Origin of the sequence: Pseudomonas sp. EMN2, assembly GCF_009650555.1 — a bacterium.
GTDB classification, from domain to species: Bacteria; Pseudomonadota; Gammaproteobacteria; order Pseudomonadales; family Pseudomonadaceae; genus Aquipseudomonas; species Aquipseudomonas sichuanensis.
Genome location: NZ_VZZR01000109.1, coordinates 1 through 17211, shown reverse-complemented (window position 1 = coordinate 17211; position 17211 = coordinate 1). Strand labels below are relative to the sequence as shown.

The window sequence follows — 17211 nt, the reverse complement described above, 5'->3', positions numbered from 1 at the left end:
CAGATCCCGCCGAAAACCTCTGGAACGCCCGTTCTAGAGCCGCCCAAATTAAGTTTCAGTTAAGTTTTCCCCGCTAGCGTAGGAATCCAGTCCACAGCGACTGTGATCATTTGCCTGTGCGTGTCATCTAAATCCCCGCATAGCCATAATCTTTCCCCGGTAACATGGAACTTACCTTCAAACCGTCAAGAGGATGAATCATGCCCGTCAAGGACCCATCCAAGGTTGTCCCGGCCGCACCCGCTGAAAGCGCCGATGCCGCCCTGAAGCATATCGTCGACGGCTTCCTGCGGTTCCACACCGAGGTCTTCCCCGAGCAGCAAGAGCTGTTCAAGAAGCTGGCCACCGCGCAAAAGCCCCGCGCCATGTTCATCACCTGTGCCGACTCGCGCATCGTCCCCGAGCTGATCACCCAGAGCTCGCCGGGCGACCTGTTCGTCACCCGTAACGTCGGCAACGTGGTGCCGCCGTACGGCCAGATGAACGGTGGCGTTTCCAGCGCCATCGAATACGCGGTGCTGGCGCTGGGCGTGCACCACATCATCGTCTGCGGCCACTCTGACTGTGGCGCCATGCGCGCGGTGCTCAACCCGCACTCGCTGGACAAGATGCCGACGGTCGCGGCCTGGCTGCGCCACGCCGAGGTGGCGCGTACCGTGGTCGAAGACAACTGCTCCTGCGGCACCCCGCACGAAAGCATGCAACTGGTGACCAAGGAAAACGTCATCGCCCAGCTGCACCACCTGCGCACCCACCCATCGGTGGCCTCGCGCCTGGCTGCGGGCCAGCTGCACATCCATGGCTGGCTGTACGACATCGAGACCAGCCAGATCGAAGCCTACGATGCCGCCAGCGACCGTTTCCTGCCGCTGACCGCAGGCGAGCCGATTCCTTCCGCTACTCCGAGAGGCCGCTACTAAGCGACCCGACCACGCTGAACGAACCTTGATAGCCGGCTGCACCCCACGGGTGCGGCGCGGCCTTCGCCTGCCTTGAATTCCCCCGAACGTCTTGCCGGCAAACCCGCTGGCGGCCCGCGCCTGCGCGCGATTCGGGGTTCCCAGTGCTCGCGGCCAGAGGAATGGCCGTGAATCGATAAAGGAGCGTCATGGTGAACACGACACAGATCAAAGCGGCATTGCCGCGTGAGTTGCTGGCTTCGGTGGTGGTGTTCCTGGTGGCCCTGCCGCTGTGCATGGGCATTGCCATCGCCTCTGGCTTGCCGCCGTCCAAGGGCCTGATCACCGGGATCATCGGCGGCATCGTGGTTGGCTTTATCGCCGGCTCACCGCTGCAGGTCAGCGGGCCCGCCGCCGGCCTGGCGGTGCTGGTGTTCGAGCTGGTGCGCCAGCATGGCGTGGCCATGCTTGGGCCGATCCTGCTGCTGGCCGGCCTGCTGCAGCTGCTGGCCGGGCGTTTGCGCCTGGGCTGCTGGTTCCGGGTCACGGCGCCGGCGGTGGTGTACGGCATGCTCGCCGGTATCGGCGTGCTGATTGTGCTGTCCCAGGTGCATGTGATGTTCGACGCGGCGCCCCAGCCGTCGGGTGTGGATAACCTGCTGGGCTTCCCGGCCACGCTGGCTGCGGCGCTGCCACTGGAAAGCGCGGGCAATGGCTGGCAGGCCGGCGCACTGGGCCTGGGCACCATCGCCATCATGTGGGGCTGGGAACGCATGCGCCCGCAACGCCTGCGCTTCATTCCCGGCGCATTGCTCGGGGTGGCGGCGATGACCGCCATCAGCTTGTGGCTGGCGCTGCCGGTCAACCGGGTGCAGGTGCCGGCGGACTTGTCCGAAGCCATCGACTGGCTGCGCCCGGACGACCTGCTCAAGTTGGCCGACCCTACCCTGCTGGTGGCGGCCTTCGCCCTGGCCTTCATCGCAAGTGCCGAAACGCTGCTTTCGGCTGCGGCGGTGGACCGTATGCACAGTGGCCAGCGCTCGGACTTCGACCGTGAACTGTCGGCGCAAGGGGTCGGCAACATGCTCTGCGGTGTGCTCGGTGCGCTGCCGATGACCGGGGTGATCGTGCGCAGTTCGGCCAACGTGCAGGCCGGCGCGCAAACCCGCGCTTCGGCGATCCTGCATGGGCTGTGGTTGCTGGCATTCGTCGTCGCCTTGAGCAGCGTGCTGCAGCAGATCCCGGTGGCCAGCCTGGCCGGTGTGCTGGTGTACACCGGCGTGAAGCTGGTGGATTTCAAGGCGTTCCGCGGGTTGAGCCGTTATGGGCGGATGCCGATGTTCACCTATGCCGCGACGGCACTGGCGATCGTTTTCACCGACCTGCTCACTGGTGTGCTGCTGGGCTTTGCGCTCACACTGCTGAAGCTGGCGCTGAAGGCGGCGCGGTTGAAGATCAACCTGGTGGCGCTGGCCAAACCCGGGCATATGGAGCTGCGCCTGAGCGGGGCGGCGACCTTTCTGAAGGTGCCGGCGTTGACCCAGGTGCTCGGCACGGTACCGGAAGGGACCACGCTGCATGTGCCGTTGGGTAACCTGAGCTATATCGACCATTCATGCCTGGAGCTGCTGGAGGATTGGGGGCGCAGCAGTGCGGCCAAGGGCACGCGGCTGGTGCTGGAGCAGCGGCGGTTGAAGCGGCGAGTTGAAGGGCGCTTGCGGACTACGGCGGGGGTTGGGGTTTAACAGCATCGCGGGGCAAGTCGCATCGGCGCACCGCCGCTCCCACGCAATAGCATGTGGGAGCGGCGGTGCGCCGATGCGACTTGCCCCGCGATGGCTTCAACTCAGGCCGATTGGCCCAGCTCCACACCCAACTGGCGCGACAGGCACGGCCAGCGCTTCCAGGCCTCCCCGGTCTCAGGGCTCGACAGCTTGTCGCGATAGCGCTCCACCGATTCCACGGCAAAGCTCTCTTCGTTGAGCATTTCATCCACCGAATGGTGCACCACCTCATCCAGCTGGTTGGCAAAGGTCTCGCCAATCAGTTGATGGGCGATCACGTTGGCCACCGTGGTATCCACCGGAATCAGCGGCTGCTGGAAATGGCGGATATACAGGTCGTTGACCTCCTCCACCAGACGGTGCGCCAGGTAGGCCTCGTCCAGCAGGCAGTCGAGGCCGACATGCCCGGCCATCACGCTGGGTGGCTGCAGGAAGTAGGCTTCGGCGATTTTCAGCACCGGTTTGATCTGCGACTCGATGCCGGCCTCGCGGGCCACGCTGTGTGCGGCCTCGAGCAGCTCCGGCACTTCGTTGATATAGGCGCCGACGAAGCGCGCCAGGGTACCCTGGGCATCCTGCTCGGGTAGTTGGATCGAAGGATGCAAGTGCGGCAATTGCTGCTCGAGACGGGTTTTCAGCTGGCCTGTGCGGCTCTCATGTTGATGGGCATTTTCAATCTGCTCGCGTACAGCAGCGATGTTCATGACAACTCCAGGGACAAGGCGTTACAAACGGAAGACACTAAGTTAGCTCGCTTACGAGATTGGCTAAGACGCATTTGTTATATCACTGAGACACGTGTAGGAAATTGGCTATATCAATATGCCATCATTGTGCCCCGGCCCAGCATTCATGCGGCTTTCAGCGCAAACGTTTGGTTTGGTGAAAGTCATTTCATGGCGTTCATTGCGCACCATTGGTCGCTGTCTATACTCCCGATGAAACGTGATTCGTTGATGAGGCCCGACTGCCTTTAGCAGGGGGCTCGGTCGTCGAAGTCAGCAGTCTTGACCGCCGTACCCTTCTTTGTCGTAGCAGGTCGTCCACGCCTCCGGGACTACAAGAACGATAAGGGGAACCCGCAATGATGCGACATCCACATGTCTGGATGGGCCTCCTGCTGTGGTCGGTGTTTGGTCAGGCACAGGCTGCATGGACCGTGAACATGGCGCCCGGGGCGACGGAAGTCTCCCACGCCGTCTTCGACCTGCACATGACCATCTTCTGGATCTGCGTGATCATCGGCATCGTGGTGTTCGGCGCGATGTTCTGGTCGATGGTCATTCACCGGCGCTCCACCGGCCAGCAGCCCGCGCATTTCCACGAGCACACCTGGGTGGAAATCCTCTGGACGGTCGTTCCCTTCCTTATCCTGGTGGCCATGGCCATCCCGGCCACCAAGACTTTGATCGACATCTACGACGCCACCGACTCGGACATCGATATCCAGGTCACCGGCTACCAGTGGAAGTGGCACTACAAGTACCTGGGCCAGGACGTCGAGTTCTTCAGCAACCTGGCCACCCCCGCCGACCAGATCCACAACAAGGCGCCCAAGGACGAGCACTACCTGCTCGAAGTCGACCAGCCGCTGGTGCTGCCGGTAGGGGCCAAGGTGCGTTTCCTGGTGACTGCCGCCGATGTCATCCACTCCTGGTGGGTGCCGGCCTTCGCGGTCAAGCGCGACGCCATCCCCGGGTTCGTCAACGAGGCCTGGACGCGTATCGAGAAGCCCGGCATCTACCGCGGCCAGTGCACCGAACTGTGCGGCAAGGACCACGGCTTCATGCCGGTGGTGGTCGAGGTGAAATCCAAGGCCGACTACGACACCTGGCTCGCTGAGCGCAAGGCCGAGGCGGCCAAGCTCAAGGAGCTGACCAGCAAGGAATGGACCCTCGAAGAGCTGGTGGCGCGCGGCGACAAGGTCTACCACACCACCTGCGTGGCCTGTCACCAGGCCGAGGGCCAGGGCCTGCCGCCGATGTTCCCGGCGCTCAAAGGCTCGAAGATCGCCACCGGGCCCAAGGAAGGCCACCTGAGCATCGTCTTCCACGGCAAGCCCGGCACCGCCATGGCGGCGTTCGGCAAGCAACTCTCGGAAGTCGATATCGCCGCGGTGGTCACCTACGAGCGCAACGCCTGGGGCAACAACAAGGGCGACATGGTCACACCGAAGGACGTGCTGGCGCTCAAGCAGGCCGAAGCGCAATGAACCGGTGCCAGATGGCAGGAGACAGGACATGAGTGCAGTGATCGACGACCACGCCCACGGCCATGACCACGCCCACGGCCCGGCCAAGGGCCTGATGCGCTGGGTGCTGACCACCAACCACAAGGACATCGGCACGATGTACCTGTGGTTCGCCTTCACCATGTTCCTGCTCGGCGGCTCGTTCGCCATGGTGATCCGCGCCGAGCTGTTCCAGCCGGGCCTGCAGATCGTCGAGCCGGCCTTCTTCAACCAGATGACCACCATGCACGGGCTGATCATGGTGTTCGGCGCGGTGATGCCGGCCTTCGTCGGCCTGGCCAACTGGATGATCCCGCTGATGATCGGCGCGCCCGACATGGCCCTGCCGCGGATGAACAACTTCAGCTTCTGGCTGCTGCCGGCGGCCTTCCTGCTGCTGGTCTCGACCCTGTTCAGCCCCGGCGGCGGGCCGAACTTCGGCTGGACCTTCTACGCCCCGCTTTCCACCACCTACGCCCCGGCCAGCGTGACCTTCTTCATCTTCGCCATCCACTTGATGGGCATCAGCTCGATCATGGGCGCGATCAACGTGATCGCCACCATCCTCAACCTGCGTGCCCCAGGCATGACCCTGATGAAGATGCCGCTGTTCGTCTGGACCTGGCTGATCACTGCGTTCCTGCTGATCGCGGTGATGCCGGTGCTGGCCGGCGTGGTGACCATGATGCTGATGGACATCCACTTCGGCACCAGCTTCTTCAGCGCCGCCGGTGGCGGCGACCCGGTGCTGTTCCAGCACGTGTTCTGGTTCTTCGGCCACCCCGAGGTGTACATCATGATCCTGCCGGCGTTCGGCGCGGTCAGCTCGATCATCCCGGCGTTCTCGCGCAAGCCGCTGTTCGGCTACACCTCGATGGTCTACGCCACCGGGGCGATCGCCTTCCTGTCGTTCATCGTCTGGGCCCACCACATGTTCGTGGTCGGCATCCCGGTGGTGGGCGAGCTGTTCTTCATGTACGCGACCATGCTGATCGCCGTGCCCACCGGGGTAAAGGTGTTCAACTGGGTCAGCACCATGTGGGAAGGCTCGCTGACCTTCGAGACGCCGATGCTGTTCGCCATCGCCTTCGTCATCCTGTTCACCATCGGCGGGTTCTCCGGGCTGATGCTGGCCATCGCACCGGCGGACTTCCAGTACCACGACACCTACTTCGTGGTGGCGCACTTCCACTACGTGCTGGTGCCCGGGGCGATCTTCGGGATCTTTGCCTCGGCCTACTACTGGCTGCCGAAGTGGACCGGGCACATGTACGACGAGACCTTGGGCAAGCTGCACTTCTGGCTGTCGTTCATCGGCATGAACATGGCCTTCTTCCCTATGCACTTCGTCGGCCTGGCCGGCATGCCCCGGCGGATCCCCGACTACAACCTGCAGTTCGCCGACTTCAATATGGTCTCGTCGGTCGGTGCGTTCATGTTCGGCGCCACGCAGATCTTCTTCCTGTTCATCGTCATCAAGTGCATCCGTGGCGGCGCACCGGCACCGGCCAAGCCGTGGGACGGTGCCGAGGGGCTGGAGTGGTCGATACCGTCGCCGGCGCCTTACCACACCTTCCAGACTCCACCGGAAGTGAAGTAGGAGCGCGCCCATGGACGGCCTGTCGCTGCGCCGCCTGGTCACCCGCCTGGTCATGCTGACCGTGGTGATGTTCGCCTTCGGCTTTGCCCTGGTGCCGATCTACGACGTGATGTGCAAGGCCTTCGGCATCAACGGCAAGACCGGCGGGCAGTACGAGGGTAGCCAGGTCAGCGACCCGACCCGTTCGGTGCGAGTGCAGTTCATGTCGACCAACGCGGGCGACATGAGCTGGGAGTTCCACTCCAGCGCCGACCAGATCGAGGTCAACCCGGGCGCGGTGAACCAGATGATCTTCATTGCCCGCAACCCGACCAAGCACCCGATGAGCGCCCAGGCCATCCCCAGCATCACCCCGGCCGAGGCGGCGGCGTATTTCCACAAGACCGAATGCTTCTGCTTTACCCAGCAGGTGCTGCAGCCGGGTGAACGCATCGAGATGCCGGTGCGCTTCATCGTCGACCGCGACCTGCCGGATTCGGTGAAACACCTGACCCTGGCCTACACCTTGTTCGACATCACCGCTCGCCACCCCCCGGTCGCCCAAGTCGCGACCGAGGGCGCCCGTTGAGGGAAGGAGATACGTCATGGCAAGCCACGAGCATTACTACGTACCGGCGCAGAGCAAGTGGCCGATCATCGCCACGATCGGCATGTTCATCACGGTGTTCGGCCTGGGCACCTGGTTCAACGACCTGAAGGCCGGCCACCCGGAATCCCATGGGCCGCTGATCTTCTTCGTTGGTGCGTTGTTTTTGGCCTACATGCTGTTCGGCTGGTTCGGCGCGGTGGTCAAGGAGAGCCATGCCGGGTTGTACAGCGCGCAGATGGACCGCTCGTTCCGCTGGGGCATGAGCTGGTTCATCTTCTCTGAAGTGATGTTCTTCCTGGCCTTCTTCGGCGCGCTGTTCTACGTGCGCGTGCTGGCCGGGCCGTGGCTGGGGGGTGAAGGGGCCAAGGGCGTGGCGCACATGCTCTGGCCCAGTTTCGAGTTCGCCTGGCCGCTGCTGCACACGCCAGACCCGAAGCTGTTCCCGCCGCCTAAAGAAGTCATCGACCCGTGGCACCTGCCGCTGATCAACACCATCCTGCTGGTGAGCTCCAGCGTGACCATCACCCTTGCCCACCATGCCCTGCGCCGCGATCACCGTGGGCCGCTGAAATTCTGGATGGCGCTGACCATTGTCCTGGGCATCAGCTTTATCACGTTGCAGGCCTATGAGTACCACGAGGCCTATACCAAGCTGGGGCTGACGCTGGGGTCGGGGATCTATGGCGCGACGTTCTTCATGCTGACCGGCTTCCACGGTGCGCACGTGACCTTGGGCACGATCATCCTGATCGTGATGTTCGTGCGCATTCTGCGCGGGCACTTCAACCCGGAGAAACACTTCGGCTTCGAGGCGGCCAGCTGGTACTGGCACTTCGTCGATGTGGTGTGGGTGGGGTTGTTCATCTTTGTGTATGTGCTTTAAGGCAAGCGACACATGACCCTGTGGGAGCGGGTTTACCCGCGAATGCGATGGTGGATTTGACACCGTATTCGCGGGTAAACCCGCTCCCACAGGGATCCAGGTGATGTCAAAACGGCGCGTGTGACACCAACTGCCCACTGATGAAACCCCAGGCCACCAGCCCGACAGTCAGGGCCGCCAGGGTGACACGCACGGTGAGGGCTTTGAGCAGCCGGGTCGACTGGTCGTCGTCCTTGACCAGGAACACCAGGCCACTGAACAGGCTGGCGACGGTGGCCAGCAGCATCAGGACTATCGCGGCCTTGAGCATGACGAGACTCCGGGGGGATGCGGTGATGAGTGCAAGTATAGCGTTCGACCTTGCGGGGCCACGGTGAGGCCGTTTCGCCCCGGCTGGATCCCGACCCTGGTGGTGCTCGCGCTGCTGCCTGGGCTTGTCGCGCTTGGCTTCTGGCAACTGGGCCGGGCCGACGACAAACGCGCGCTGGTGGACAGCTACGCCGAACGCCAGGTGGAGGCACCACTGGCCGCCGCCCAGCTTGCCCAGTTGCCCGACCCTGCCTTCTTCCGTGTGCACCTTTATGGCCGTTTCGACCCCCGCCACAGCCTGCTGCTGGACAACCAGATGCGCGACGGCCAAGCCGGCGTAGAGCTGCTGCAACCCTTCCACGACCAGGCCAGCGGCCAGTGGCTGCTGGTCAATCGCGGCTGGTTGCCCTGGCCCGATCGGCGGGTGCCGGTGCAGTTCGTTACACCCGATCAACCCCTGGCGCTGGATGCCTCGGTCTATGTGGCACCCGGCAAGACCTTCCAGTTGCACCCCGACCCCGCCGGCGGCCAGTGGCCGCATTTGCTGACCGCCGTCGACCCGGCCGGGCTCTGGCAACTGCTGGGTCGCGAAGGTTTCGCCCACGAGCTACGCCTGGAGCCTGGCCCGGCCAGCTACCGGCTGGGCTGGCCGGTGGTCGCCATGGGCCCGGAAAAGCACCTGGGCTATGCCGTGCAGTGGTTCGCCCTGGCCACCACGCTGGTGCTGCTTTACCTGTATTTCGGCTGGCACAACCACAACAAGGAGAACCGCCATGGCCGCCGCCACGAGTCCACTGAACGTGCCTGAAGGACGCAAGGCCCGCGGGCGCTTGCAGCTGCTGTTGATCCTGTTCGTCGTGCTGGGGCCGATGATTCTCGCCACCTGCATGTACAAACTGCAGTTCTGGGTGCCGGAGGGGCGCAGCTTCCATGGGGTGATGATCGGCAATGGCCAGAGCCGCGCCGACATTGGCATCGATGCCCAGGACCAGCGCTGGCAGCTGTTGGTCAGCGCCCCGCAAGCCTGCGCCGAGGACTGCCGGCAGCTGGTGTACCTGGCGCGGCAGATCCAGGTGGGCCTGGGCCGCGACGCCAGCCGCGCCAGCCATGCCCTGGCCGCCGCGCAGGCGCTCGATGCGGATTACCAGGCTGTGCTCGGCCGTGAATACCCGCAGCTGCAACGCTACCCGCTGGATAGCCAGCGCTACCTGCAGCAGGTCGGCGAGCCAGGCCCGCAGCTGTGGATCGTCGACCCCCACGGCAACCTGGTGCTGCGCTACGACGCCAAGGTCAACGGCAAGAAAGTGCTGGACGACCTGCGCCACCTGCTCAAGCTGTCCAACATTGGCTAGGAGCCTGCCATGGCCAGACCTGGATTTCGCCTTGCCGTGTTCGCCACCCTGCTGGCGTTGTTGGTGGTGTTGCTCGGCGCCTACACCCGGCTGACCCACGCCGGCCTCGGTTGCCCCGACTGGCCGGGTTGTTACGGCTTCATCGGCGTGCCCAAGAGCGAGGCGCAGCTGGCCCATGCCGAACTGCACTTCCCCGAGCACCCGGTGGAAGAGGCCAAGGGCTGGGCCGAGATGACCCACCGTTACTTCGCCGGCAGCCTGGCGCTGGTGATCGCGCTGCTCGCCTTCCAGGCCGTGCGCCGGCATGCCCGGGATGGCCAGCCCTATCGCTTGCCGGTCTTTCTGCTGGGCGTCGTGCTGGCCCAGGCGGCCTTCGGCATGTGGACGGTGACACTCAAGCTGTGGCCGCAGGTGGTCACCGCGCACCTGCTCGGCGGGTTCACCACCCTGAGCCTGCTTTTCCTGCTGTCCCTGCGTCTATCCCGGGCCTTTGCGCCACTTCCCAAATTGCCTTTGAGCCTGCGCCGGATAGCGGCCTTGGCCTTGCTGGTGGTGATCGGCCAGATCGCCCTGGGGGGCTGGGTGAGTGCCAACTATGCGGCGGTGGCCTGTATCGACCTGCCCACCTGCCACGGCCAGTGGTGGCCGGCGGCGGACTTCAGCAACGGCTTCCACCTTACCCAGCATGTCGGACCCAACTACCTGGGCGGGCAACTGGACAGCGATGCGCGCACGGCGATCCATATCAGCCATCGCCTGGGCGCGTTGCTGGTCACCGCGGTACTGCTGCTGCTCAGCTGGAAGCTTCAGCGCCATGGCCTGGGCGGCCTGGCGCGCCTGGTGTTGCTGGCCCTGGGGCTGCAATTGAGCCTGGGCATCAGCAACGTGCTGCTGCACCTGCCGCTGGCCGTGGCGGTGGCGCATAACGCCGGCGGTGCCCTGCTGCTGTTGAGCATGGTGCTGGTGAACTACCGCATCCGCGTGGCCGACAAGGTGCGCGTCGGCCAAGGTTGGCGCCTGACTCCGGTCACCGGCGTGGGCCTCACCCATCACATGAGGAACGATTCGTGGCGACGCTTCTGAGCGCTGAGCGACAGCGCGCCGGTTGGCGCGACTATCTGGAACTGACCAAGCCCAAGGTGGTGGTGCTGATGCTGATCACCTCGCTGGTGGGCATGTTCCTCGCCACCCGTGCCGGCGTGGCCTGGAGCGTGCTGCTGTTCGGCAACCTGGGCATCGCCCTGTGCGCGGGCGGCGCGGCGGTGGTCAACCATGTCGTGGACCGGCGCATCGACGCGCTGATGGCGCGGACCCACAAGCGCCCGCTGGCCCAGGGCCGGGTGGCGCCGCTGCCGGCGCTGTGCTTTGCTGCGCTGCTGGCAATGTCGGGGATGGGCTTGCTGCTGGCTTTCACCAATGCACTGACCGCCTGGCTGACCCTGGCCTCGCTGCTGGGCTATGCGGTGCTCTACACCGGCTTTCTCAAGCGTGCCACGCCGCAGAACATCGTGATCGGCGGCCTGGCCGGCGCAGCCCCGCCGCTGCTGGGCTGGGTGGCGGTCAGCGGGCATGTGAGTGCCGAACCGCTGTTGCTGGTGCTGATCATCTTCGCCTGGACCCCACCGCACTTCTGGGCCCTGGCCATTCACCGCAGGAGCGAGTACGAAAAAGCGGATATTCCGATGCTGCCGGTGACCCACGGCGAGCGTTACACGGCCTTGCATATCCTGCTGTACACCTTGATTTTGCTGGCCGTGAGCCTGCTGCCCTATGCCATCCACATGAGTGGGCCGCTGTATTTGGCCTGTGCCCTGGGGCTGGGCCTGCGCTTCCTGCACTGGGCCTGGGTGTTGTACCGTGGCACCCGGCCGCACGCGGCGATCAATACGTTCAAGTACTCTATCGGCTACCTGTTCGCCCTGTTCATCGCCCTGCTCGTTGACCACTACTTGTTGCTGAACCTATGACCCGAACCCAGAAAACCGTATTCATCCTTGTTGCCCTGGTCGCGCTGATCATGGGCCTGACCGTCAACAAGGTGCTCAGTGACCGGGGTCAGTTGAACCCCACTGAACTGATCGACGCCGGCATCATCCTGCTGCCGCAGAGCCGCACCGTGCCGGATGTGTCGATGACCGACCAGAATGGCCAGCCCGTTGCGCTGGACCAGCTCAAGGGCAAGTGGTCGCTGCTGTTCTTCGGCTACACCTACTGCCCGGACATCTGCCCGACCACCCTCGCCCAATTGCGCCAGGTGAAGAGCGAGCTGCCGAAAGAGGCGGTGGACCGTCTGCAGGTGGTGCTGGTGAGCGTCGACCCGAACCGCGACACGCCGAACCAGCTCAAGCAGTACCTGGGCTATTTCGACAAGGATTTCGTCGGGGTGGTGGGGACTATCGAGGGTACCCAGAAGCTGGCCAACGGCCTGAGCATTCCGTTCATTCCGGCCGATACCAGCAAGCCGGGCTACACCGTGGATCACAGCGGCAACCTGGCGGTCGTGGGGCCGGATGGGCGTCAGCGCGGGTTCATTCGTGCGCCGTTCAACAACCAGAAGCTGGTGGCGCAGTTGCCGGGGCTGGTCAAGCGGGATTGAGTGCTGCCCCAAAAAGCTTCGCGGGTAAACCCGCTCCCACAGGTCATTCGCATAACCTGTGGGAGCGGGTTTACCCGCGAAGGGCCCAGCGCGATAGGTCGGCTTAGAACGCCGGCACCACAGCGCCTTTGTACTTCTCGGTGATGAACTGCTTCACCTCAGGCGAGTGCAGTGCCGCAGCCAGTTTCTTCATGGCGTCGGAGTCTTTGTTGTCCGGGCGGGCAACCAGGATGTTCACGTATGGCGAGTCGCTGCCTTCGATGGCCAGCGCGTCCTTTTCAGGGTTGAGCTTGGCTTCCAGCGCGTAGTTGGTGTTGATCAGCGCCGCATCGACCTGGGTCAGCACGCGCGGAATGGTGGCCGCTTCCAGCTCACGGAATTTCAGGCCCTTGTCGTTGCCGGTGATGTCTTTCACGGTCGACAGGATGTTCTTGTTGTCCTTGAGCTTGATCACGCCGGCCTTGTCCAGCAGCAGCAGGGCGCGGCCGCCGTTGGTGGCGTCGTTGGGGATGACCACGGTGGCGCCGGAGGCCAGCTCGTCGAGCTTCTTGACCTTGGCCGAGTACACGCCCAGCGGCTCGATGTGCACACCGGCGACGCTGACCAGGTCGGTCTTCTTGGCCTTGTTGAACTCATCCAGGTACGGCTGGTGCTGGAAGAAGTTGGCGTCCAGGCGCTTTTCGGCCACCTGCACGTTCGGCTGGATGTAGTCGGTGAATTCCTTGACCTTCAGCTCCACGCCCTCTTTCGCCAGTTGCGGTTTGACGAAGTTGAGGATTTCGGCGTGCGGCACCGGGGTGGCGGCGACGGTCAGGGTTTCGGCGTGGGCCGAGAAGGCCGCGACGGCGGCGACAACAGCAAGCAGCTTCTTCATTGATCACTCCTTGTGAGGGCCGCGACGGCCCCCGAACGGGTCGGCCGGGCCGACCCCATTGGGGTTACTTACGGGAAAAATGCACGACCAGTTTGTCGCCGATCATCTGCAGGACTTGAACCAGGATGACCAGCAGCACCACGGTGACGATCATCACGTCGGTCTGGAAACGCTGGTAGCCGAAGCGGATCGACAGGTCACCCAGGCCGCCGGCGCCAACCACACCGGCCATGGCGGTGTAGGACACCAGGGTGATGGCGGTGACGGTGGTGGCGGCGATGATGCCCGGCATGGCTTCAGGCAGCACTGCCTTGAAGATGATCTGGCGGGTGGTGGCGCCCATCGACTGGGTCGCTTCGATGATGCCGCGGTCCACTTCGCGCAGCGCGGTTTCCACCAGGCGTGCGAAGAATGGCGTGGTGCCAACCACCAGCGGCGGGATGGCCCCGGCGACGCCCAGCGAGGTGCCGGTGATCAGCACCGTGGCGGGGATCATCACGATCAGCAGGATGATGAACGGCAGCGAGCGCACGATGTTGACGATGGTCGCCATCACCGCATAGATCTGCTTGTGCTCGAACATCTGCCGCGGCCCGAACAGGAACAGCAGCACGCCCAGAGGCAAGCCCAGTAGCACGGTAAAGAGCAGCGAGGTGAACAGCATGATCAGGGTGTCGCCGGTGGCCAGCCAGATTTCGGCCCAGTCGACGTTGGCGAAGAAATTCAGGGCGTCCATCAACGCAGTACCTCCATATGTACGTCAGCTGCAGTGAAGCGGGCGAATGCCGCGTCCATGTCCCCACCGATCAGGGCGAGGGTCAGCTGGCCATAGGGGATGTCCTTGATGCGGTCGATGCGCCCGGCAAGGATGCTGTAGTCGACCCCGGTTTCGCGGGCCACGGTGCCCAGCAGCGGCGCGTAGGTGGCATCGCCCTGGAAGGTAAGGCGCACGATGCGCCCCGGCACATGGGCGAAGTCGTCGCGCTGGTCGTTCTCGTCGATCTGCTCGTCTTCCTGGACAAAGCGCTTGGTGGTGGCGTGCTGCGGGTGCAGGAACACCTCGGCCACCGGGCCGTGCTCGACGATCTGCCCGGCGTCCATCACCGCCACGCGGTCGCAGACCCGGCGGATCACGTCCATCTCGTGGGTGATCAGTACGATGGTCAGCTTGAGCTCGCGGTTGATCTCGGCCAGCAGTTGCAGCACCGAGGCGGTGGTTTGCGGGTCGAGGGCACTGGTGGCCTCGTCGCACAGCAGGATCTTGGGGTTGGTGGACAGGGCGCGGGCAATGCCGACGCGCTGCTTTTGCCCGCCCGACAGCTGTGCCGGGTACTTCTTCGCGTGTTCCGAAAGGCCGACGCGGGCCAGCAGCTCGCTGACGCGCTTGTCGATCGCCGCGCGGGGCAGCTCGCCCGCTAGCACCAGCGGCAGGGCGACGTTGTCGGCGACGGTCTTGGAGGCCAGCAGGTTGAAGTGCTGGAAGATCATCCCGACCTGCTGGCGGAAGCGGCGCAGCTGGTCGGCGTCGAAGGCGGTGACGTCTTCACCGTCGACGATGATCTTGCCGCCGCTGGGCGCTTCGAGGCGGTTGATCAGGCGCAGCATGGTGCTTTTACCGGCACCGGAATGGCCGATCAGGCCGAACACCTGGCCATCTTCGATGGTCAGGCTGGTCGGGTTCAGGGCCGGGATATCCCTACCGGCGACGCGGTAGGTCTTGTGGACGTTTTGAAACTCGATCACTGAGCGAACCTTGTGGGGCGCATGGAATTTGGGTCAGCGGTTGGCTGGGGTCGCGCATTTTAGCCTTTTCCCATAGGCGTTCTTAGCATTTATTTGTGAGCTGTCCAATCCGTTGGGCATAACGCGACAACCGGTAATCCTGATTGAACGCTCGCCAAGGCCTCCCAGTCACTACTTGAACAAGCCCGTACGGGCAGCCTGATGACTGATGAGGAGAGCCGAACATGGCCAGCAAGAAAGCGCCACAGCCACGGCAAAGCCAGGTGGCGGGCACCGATACCCCCGACCGGGCCAATACCAATGCCAAGTTGCAGAGCCTGGAAACGTTTCGCAGTGATGCCACAGGGCAGGCGCTGCGCACCAACCAGGGCGTCAAGGTCGCCGACAACCAGAATAGCCTCAAGGCTGGCGCGCGCGGGCCGTCGCTGCTTGAAGACTTCATCATGCGCGAGAAGATCACCCACTTCGATCATGAGCGCATCCCCGAACGAATCGTCCACGCGCGGGGCGTCGGCGCCCATGGCTACTTTCAAAGCTATGGCTGCCATGCCGAACTGACCAAGGCCGGCTTCCTGCAGGACCCGGAGAAGATCACCCCGGTGTTCGTGCGTTTTTCCACGGTGCAGGGGCCGCGCGGTTCGGGCGATACCGTGCGTGATGTGCGCGGCTTTGCGGTGAAGTTCTACACCGATGAAGGCAACTTCGACCTGGTTGGCAACAACATGCCGGTGTTCTTCATCCAGGATGCGATCAAGTTCCCCGACTTCGTGCACGCCGTGAAGCCCGAGCCGCACAACGAGATACCCACCGGCGGCTCGGCCCATGACACGTTCTGGGATTTCGTTTCGCTGGTGCCGGAGTCGGCGCACATGGTCATCTGGGCCATGTCCGACCGCGCCATCCCGCGTAGCTTGCGAATGATGGAAGGCTTTGGCGTGCACACTTTCCGCCTGGTCAATGCCGACGGCGTGGCCAGCTTCGTCAAATTCCACTGGAAGCCTCGCCAGGGCGTGCATTCGCTGCTGTGGGACGAGGCGCAGAAGCTGGCCGGCAAAGATGCCGATTACCATCGCCGCGACCTGTGGGAAGCCATCGAGACCGGTAATTGCCCCGAGTGGGAGCTGGGCGTGCAGGTCATTCCCGAGGCCGATGAACACAAGTTCGACTTCGACCTGCTCGACCCGACGAAGCTGATCCCTGAGGAGTTGGTGCCGGTGACCCCGCTGGGCAAGATGGTGCTCGATCGCAACCCGGACAACTTCTTTGCCGAGGTGGAGCAGGTTGCCTTTTGCCCTGGGCATATCGTGCCGGGCATCGATTTCAGCAACGACCCGTTGCTGCAGGGCCGGCTGTTCTCCTACACCGACACGCAGATCAGCCGCCTCGGTGGGCCGAATTTCCACGAAATTCCGATCAACCGGCCAATCGCGCCCAACCACAGCAGCCAGCGCGATGCCATGCACCGCATGACCCTCGACAAGGGCCGCGCCGCCTACGAGCCGAACAGCGTCGATGGTGGCTGGCCGAAAGAGACGCCGCCCGCTGCGCAGCAAGGTGGCTTCGAGAGCTATGAGGAGCGCATTGACGCGAACAAGATCCGCCAACGCAGCGCGTCATTCGCTGACCACTTCTCCCAGGCCCGGCTGTTCTTCCAGAGCATGAGCGCGAGCGAGCAGCAGCACATCATCAAGGCCTACAGCTTCGAGCTGGGCAAGGTGGAGCGTGAAGCGATTCGGGTGCGGGAGGTGAACGACATACTCGCCAACATCGATCTGAAGCTGGCAGCGGCGGTGGCAAGCAACCTCGGGCTGCCAGCGCCCAAGGCGGGGACGGTCAAGGTAAAAGCCAGCAAGCCCGCGCAGTCAAAGGCTTTGAGCCAGATGAACCAGCCGGGGAGCATCGGTATCAAGGGGCGCAAGGTCGCGGTGCTGGTGGCCAATGGCGTGGATGGCGCGAGCGTCGACAAGGTCGTCAAGGCCCTGGAGGCGCAGAGTGCCCGGCCCATGTTGCTGGGCCCGACTTCGGCGCCGGTAAAGACCACTGATGGCCAGCTGTTGCCGGTGGATGCTGCCATGGAGGGCATGCCGTCGGTGATGTTTGACGGGGTGTGGGTGCCGGCGGGCAAGGCTGCGCTTGAAGCGCTGCTGGGCAGCGGCGTGGCCAGGCATTTTCTGCTGGAGGCTTACAAGCACCTCAAGCCCATGGGGTTGGCCGTGGACGGCAAGCTGCTGTTGAGCACCTTGGGGTTGAAGGAGGATGCGGGGTTGTTGCTGGGGGATCAGCAGAAGGTATTCGAGCAGTTCTTCAAGGCTGTTGAAGGGCACCGGGTGTGGGGGCGGGAGGCGGCTGCCG

At 63.9% G+C, this 17211-nt stretch carries 17 protein-coding genes; 12 read left to right on the top strand and 5 right to left on the bottom strand.

The window, feature by feature from the left end; translation table 11 throughout:
- Positions 1–200: 200 nt before the first annotated feature.
- Together F6X61_RS25105 and F6X61_RS25100 are read left to right on the top strand one after the other, a co-directional pair.
- Positions 201–920 (top strand): carbonic anhydrase, encoded by a 720-nt coding sequence (locus F6X61_RS25105; protein WP_153789023.1) that lies wholly within the window; start codon positions 201–203, stop codon positions 918–920.
- A gap of 188 nt (positions 921–1108) precedes the next feature.
- Positions 1109–2644 carry a SulP family inorganic anion transporter gene (locus F6X61_RS25100; RefSeq protein WP_178125887.1) on the top strand — a complete coding sequence of 512 codons (1536 nt, stop codon included), beginning with the start codon at positions 1109–1111 and terminating at the stop codon, positions 2642–2644.
- Between the two features lie 101 nt (positions 2645–2745).
- On the opposite strand, the gene F6X61_RS25095 is transcribed toward F6X61_RS25100, so the two are convergent.
- The gene (locus tag F6X61_RS25095; RefSeq protein ID WP_153789022.1) at positions 2746–3387 is read right to left on the bottom strand and encodes a hypothetical protein; all 642 of its coding nucleotides are present in this window, start codon (positions 3385–3387) and stop codon (positions 2746–2748) included.
- 380 nt (positions 3388–3767) lie between these two features.
- Between F6X61_RS25095 and coxB the strand changes: the two genes are divergently transcribed.
- The 4 genes from coxB to F6X61_RS25075 are packed head-to-tail and all read left to right on the top strand — an operon-like array spanning position 3768 to position 7985.
- The gene (coxB, locus tag F6X61_RS25090) at positions 3768–4895 is read left to right on the top strand and encodes a cytochrome c oxidase subunit II (protein WP_153789021.1); all 1128 of its coding nucleotides are present in this window, start codon (positions 3768–3770) and stop codon (positions 4893–4895) included.
- A 28-nt stretch (positions 4896–4923) separates the two neighbouring features.
- Complete coding sequence (ctaD, locus tag F6X61_RS25085; protein WP_153789020.1) at positions 4924–6513, top strand: cytochrome c oxidase subunit I; 1590 nt, start codon at positions 4924–4926, stop codon at positions 6511–6513.
- 10 nt (positions 6514–6523) lie between these two features.
- Positions 6524–7081, top strand: coding sequence for a cytochrome c oxidase assembly protein (locus F6X61_RS25080; RefSeq protein WP_153789019.1), 558 nt, complete (start codon positions 6524–6526; stop codon positions 7079–7081).
- A gap of 16 nt (positions 7082–7097) precedes the next feature.
- Entirely contained in the window at positions 7098–7985 is an 888-nt protein-coding gene (locus F6X61_RS25075) for a cytochrome c oxidase subunit 3 (RefSeq protein WP_153789018.1), read from the top strand.
- Between the two features lie 106 nt (positions 7986–8091).
- On the opposite strand, the gene F6X61_RS25070 is transcribed toward F6X61_RS25075, so the two are convergent.
- Positions 8092–8295: a twin transmembrane helix small protein gene (locus F6X61_RS25070; RefSeq protein ID WP_153789017.1), complete on the bottom strand. Its 204-nt coding sequence runs from the start codon at positions 8293–8295 to the stop codon at positions 8092–8094.
- A 63-nt stretch (positions 8296–8358) separates the two neighbouring features.
- Between F6X61_RS25070 and F6X61_RS25065 the strand changes: the two genes are divergently transcribed.
- The 5 genes from F6X61_RS25065 to F6X61_RS25045 are packed head-to-tail and all read left to right on the top strand — an operon-like array spanning position 8359 to position 12242.
- Positions 8359–9102 (top strand): SURF1 family protein, encoded by a 744-nt coding sequence (locus tag F6X61_RS25065; protein WP_153789016.1) that lies wholly within the window; start codon positions 8359–8361, stop codon positions 9100–9102.
- Entirely contained in the window at positions 9068–9646 is a 579-nt protein-coding gene (locus F6X61_RS25060) for a hypothetical protein (RefSeq protein ID WP_153789015.1), read from the top strand. Before F6X61_RS25065 ends, F6X61_RS25060 begins: the two co-directional genes overlap by 35 nt.
- Positions 9647–9655: 9 nt before the next feature.
- Positions 9656–10729 carry a heme A synthase gene (locus F6X61_RS25055; protein ID WP_153789014.1) on the top strand — a complete coding sequence of 358 codons (1074 nt, stop codon included), beginning with the start codon at positions 9656–9658 and terminating at the stop codon, positions 10727–10729.
- Positions 10714–11613 (top strand): heme o synthase, encoded by a 900-nt coding sequence (cyoE, locus tag F6X61_RS25050; RefSeq protein ID WP_153789013.1) that lies wholly within the window; start codon positions 10714–10716, stop codon positions 11611–11613. The genes F6X61_RS25055 and cyoE overlap by 16 nt, the downstream gene beginning before the upstream one ends.
- Positions 11610–12242: an SCO family protein gene (locus tag F6X61_RS25045; protein WP_153789012.1), complete on the top strand. Its 633-nt coding sequence runs from the start codon at positions 11610–11612 to the stop codon at positions 12240–12242. The genes cyoE and F6X61_RS25045 overlap by 4 nt, the downstream gene beginning before the upstream one ends.
- A 103-nt stretch (positions 12243–12345) precedes the next feature.
- Here the strand turns inward: F6X61_RS25045 and F6X61_RS25040 are convergent, their stop codons facing one another.
- From F6X61_RS25040 to F6X61_RS25030, 3 genes are all read right to left on the bottom strand, one after another.
- Positions 12346–13116 carry a MetQ/NlpA family ABC transporter substrate-binding protein gene (locus F6X61_RS25040; protein ID WP_153789011.1) on the bottom strand — a complete coding sequence of 257 codons (771 nt, stop codon included), beginning with the start codon at positions 13114–13116 and terminating at the stop codon, positions 12346–12348.
- A gap of 64 nt (positions 13117–13180) precedes the next feature.
- Positions 13181–13852 (bottom strand): methionine ABC transporter permease, encoded by a 672-nt coding sequence (locus F6X61_RS25035; RefSeq protein WP_153789010.1) that lies wholly within the window; start codon positions 13850–13852, stop codon positions 13181–13183.
- On the bottom strand, positions 13852–14859 hold the full coding sequence (locus F6X61_RS25030; RefSeq protein ID WP_153789009.1) for a methionine ABC transporter ATP-binding protein: 1008 nt from the start codon (positions 14857–14859) through the stop codon (positions 13852–13854). The genes F6X61_RS25035 and F6X61_RS25030 overlap by 1 nt, the downstream gene beginning before the upstream one ends.
- A gap of 224 nt (positions 14860–15083) precedes the next feature.
- Between F6X61_RS25030 and katE the strand changes: the two genes are divergently transcribed.
- Positions 15084–17211: catalase HPII (gene katE / locus F6X61_RS25025; RefSeq protein ID WP_153789008.1), on the top strand; the 2128-nt coding region annotated here is incomplete at its 3' end.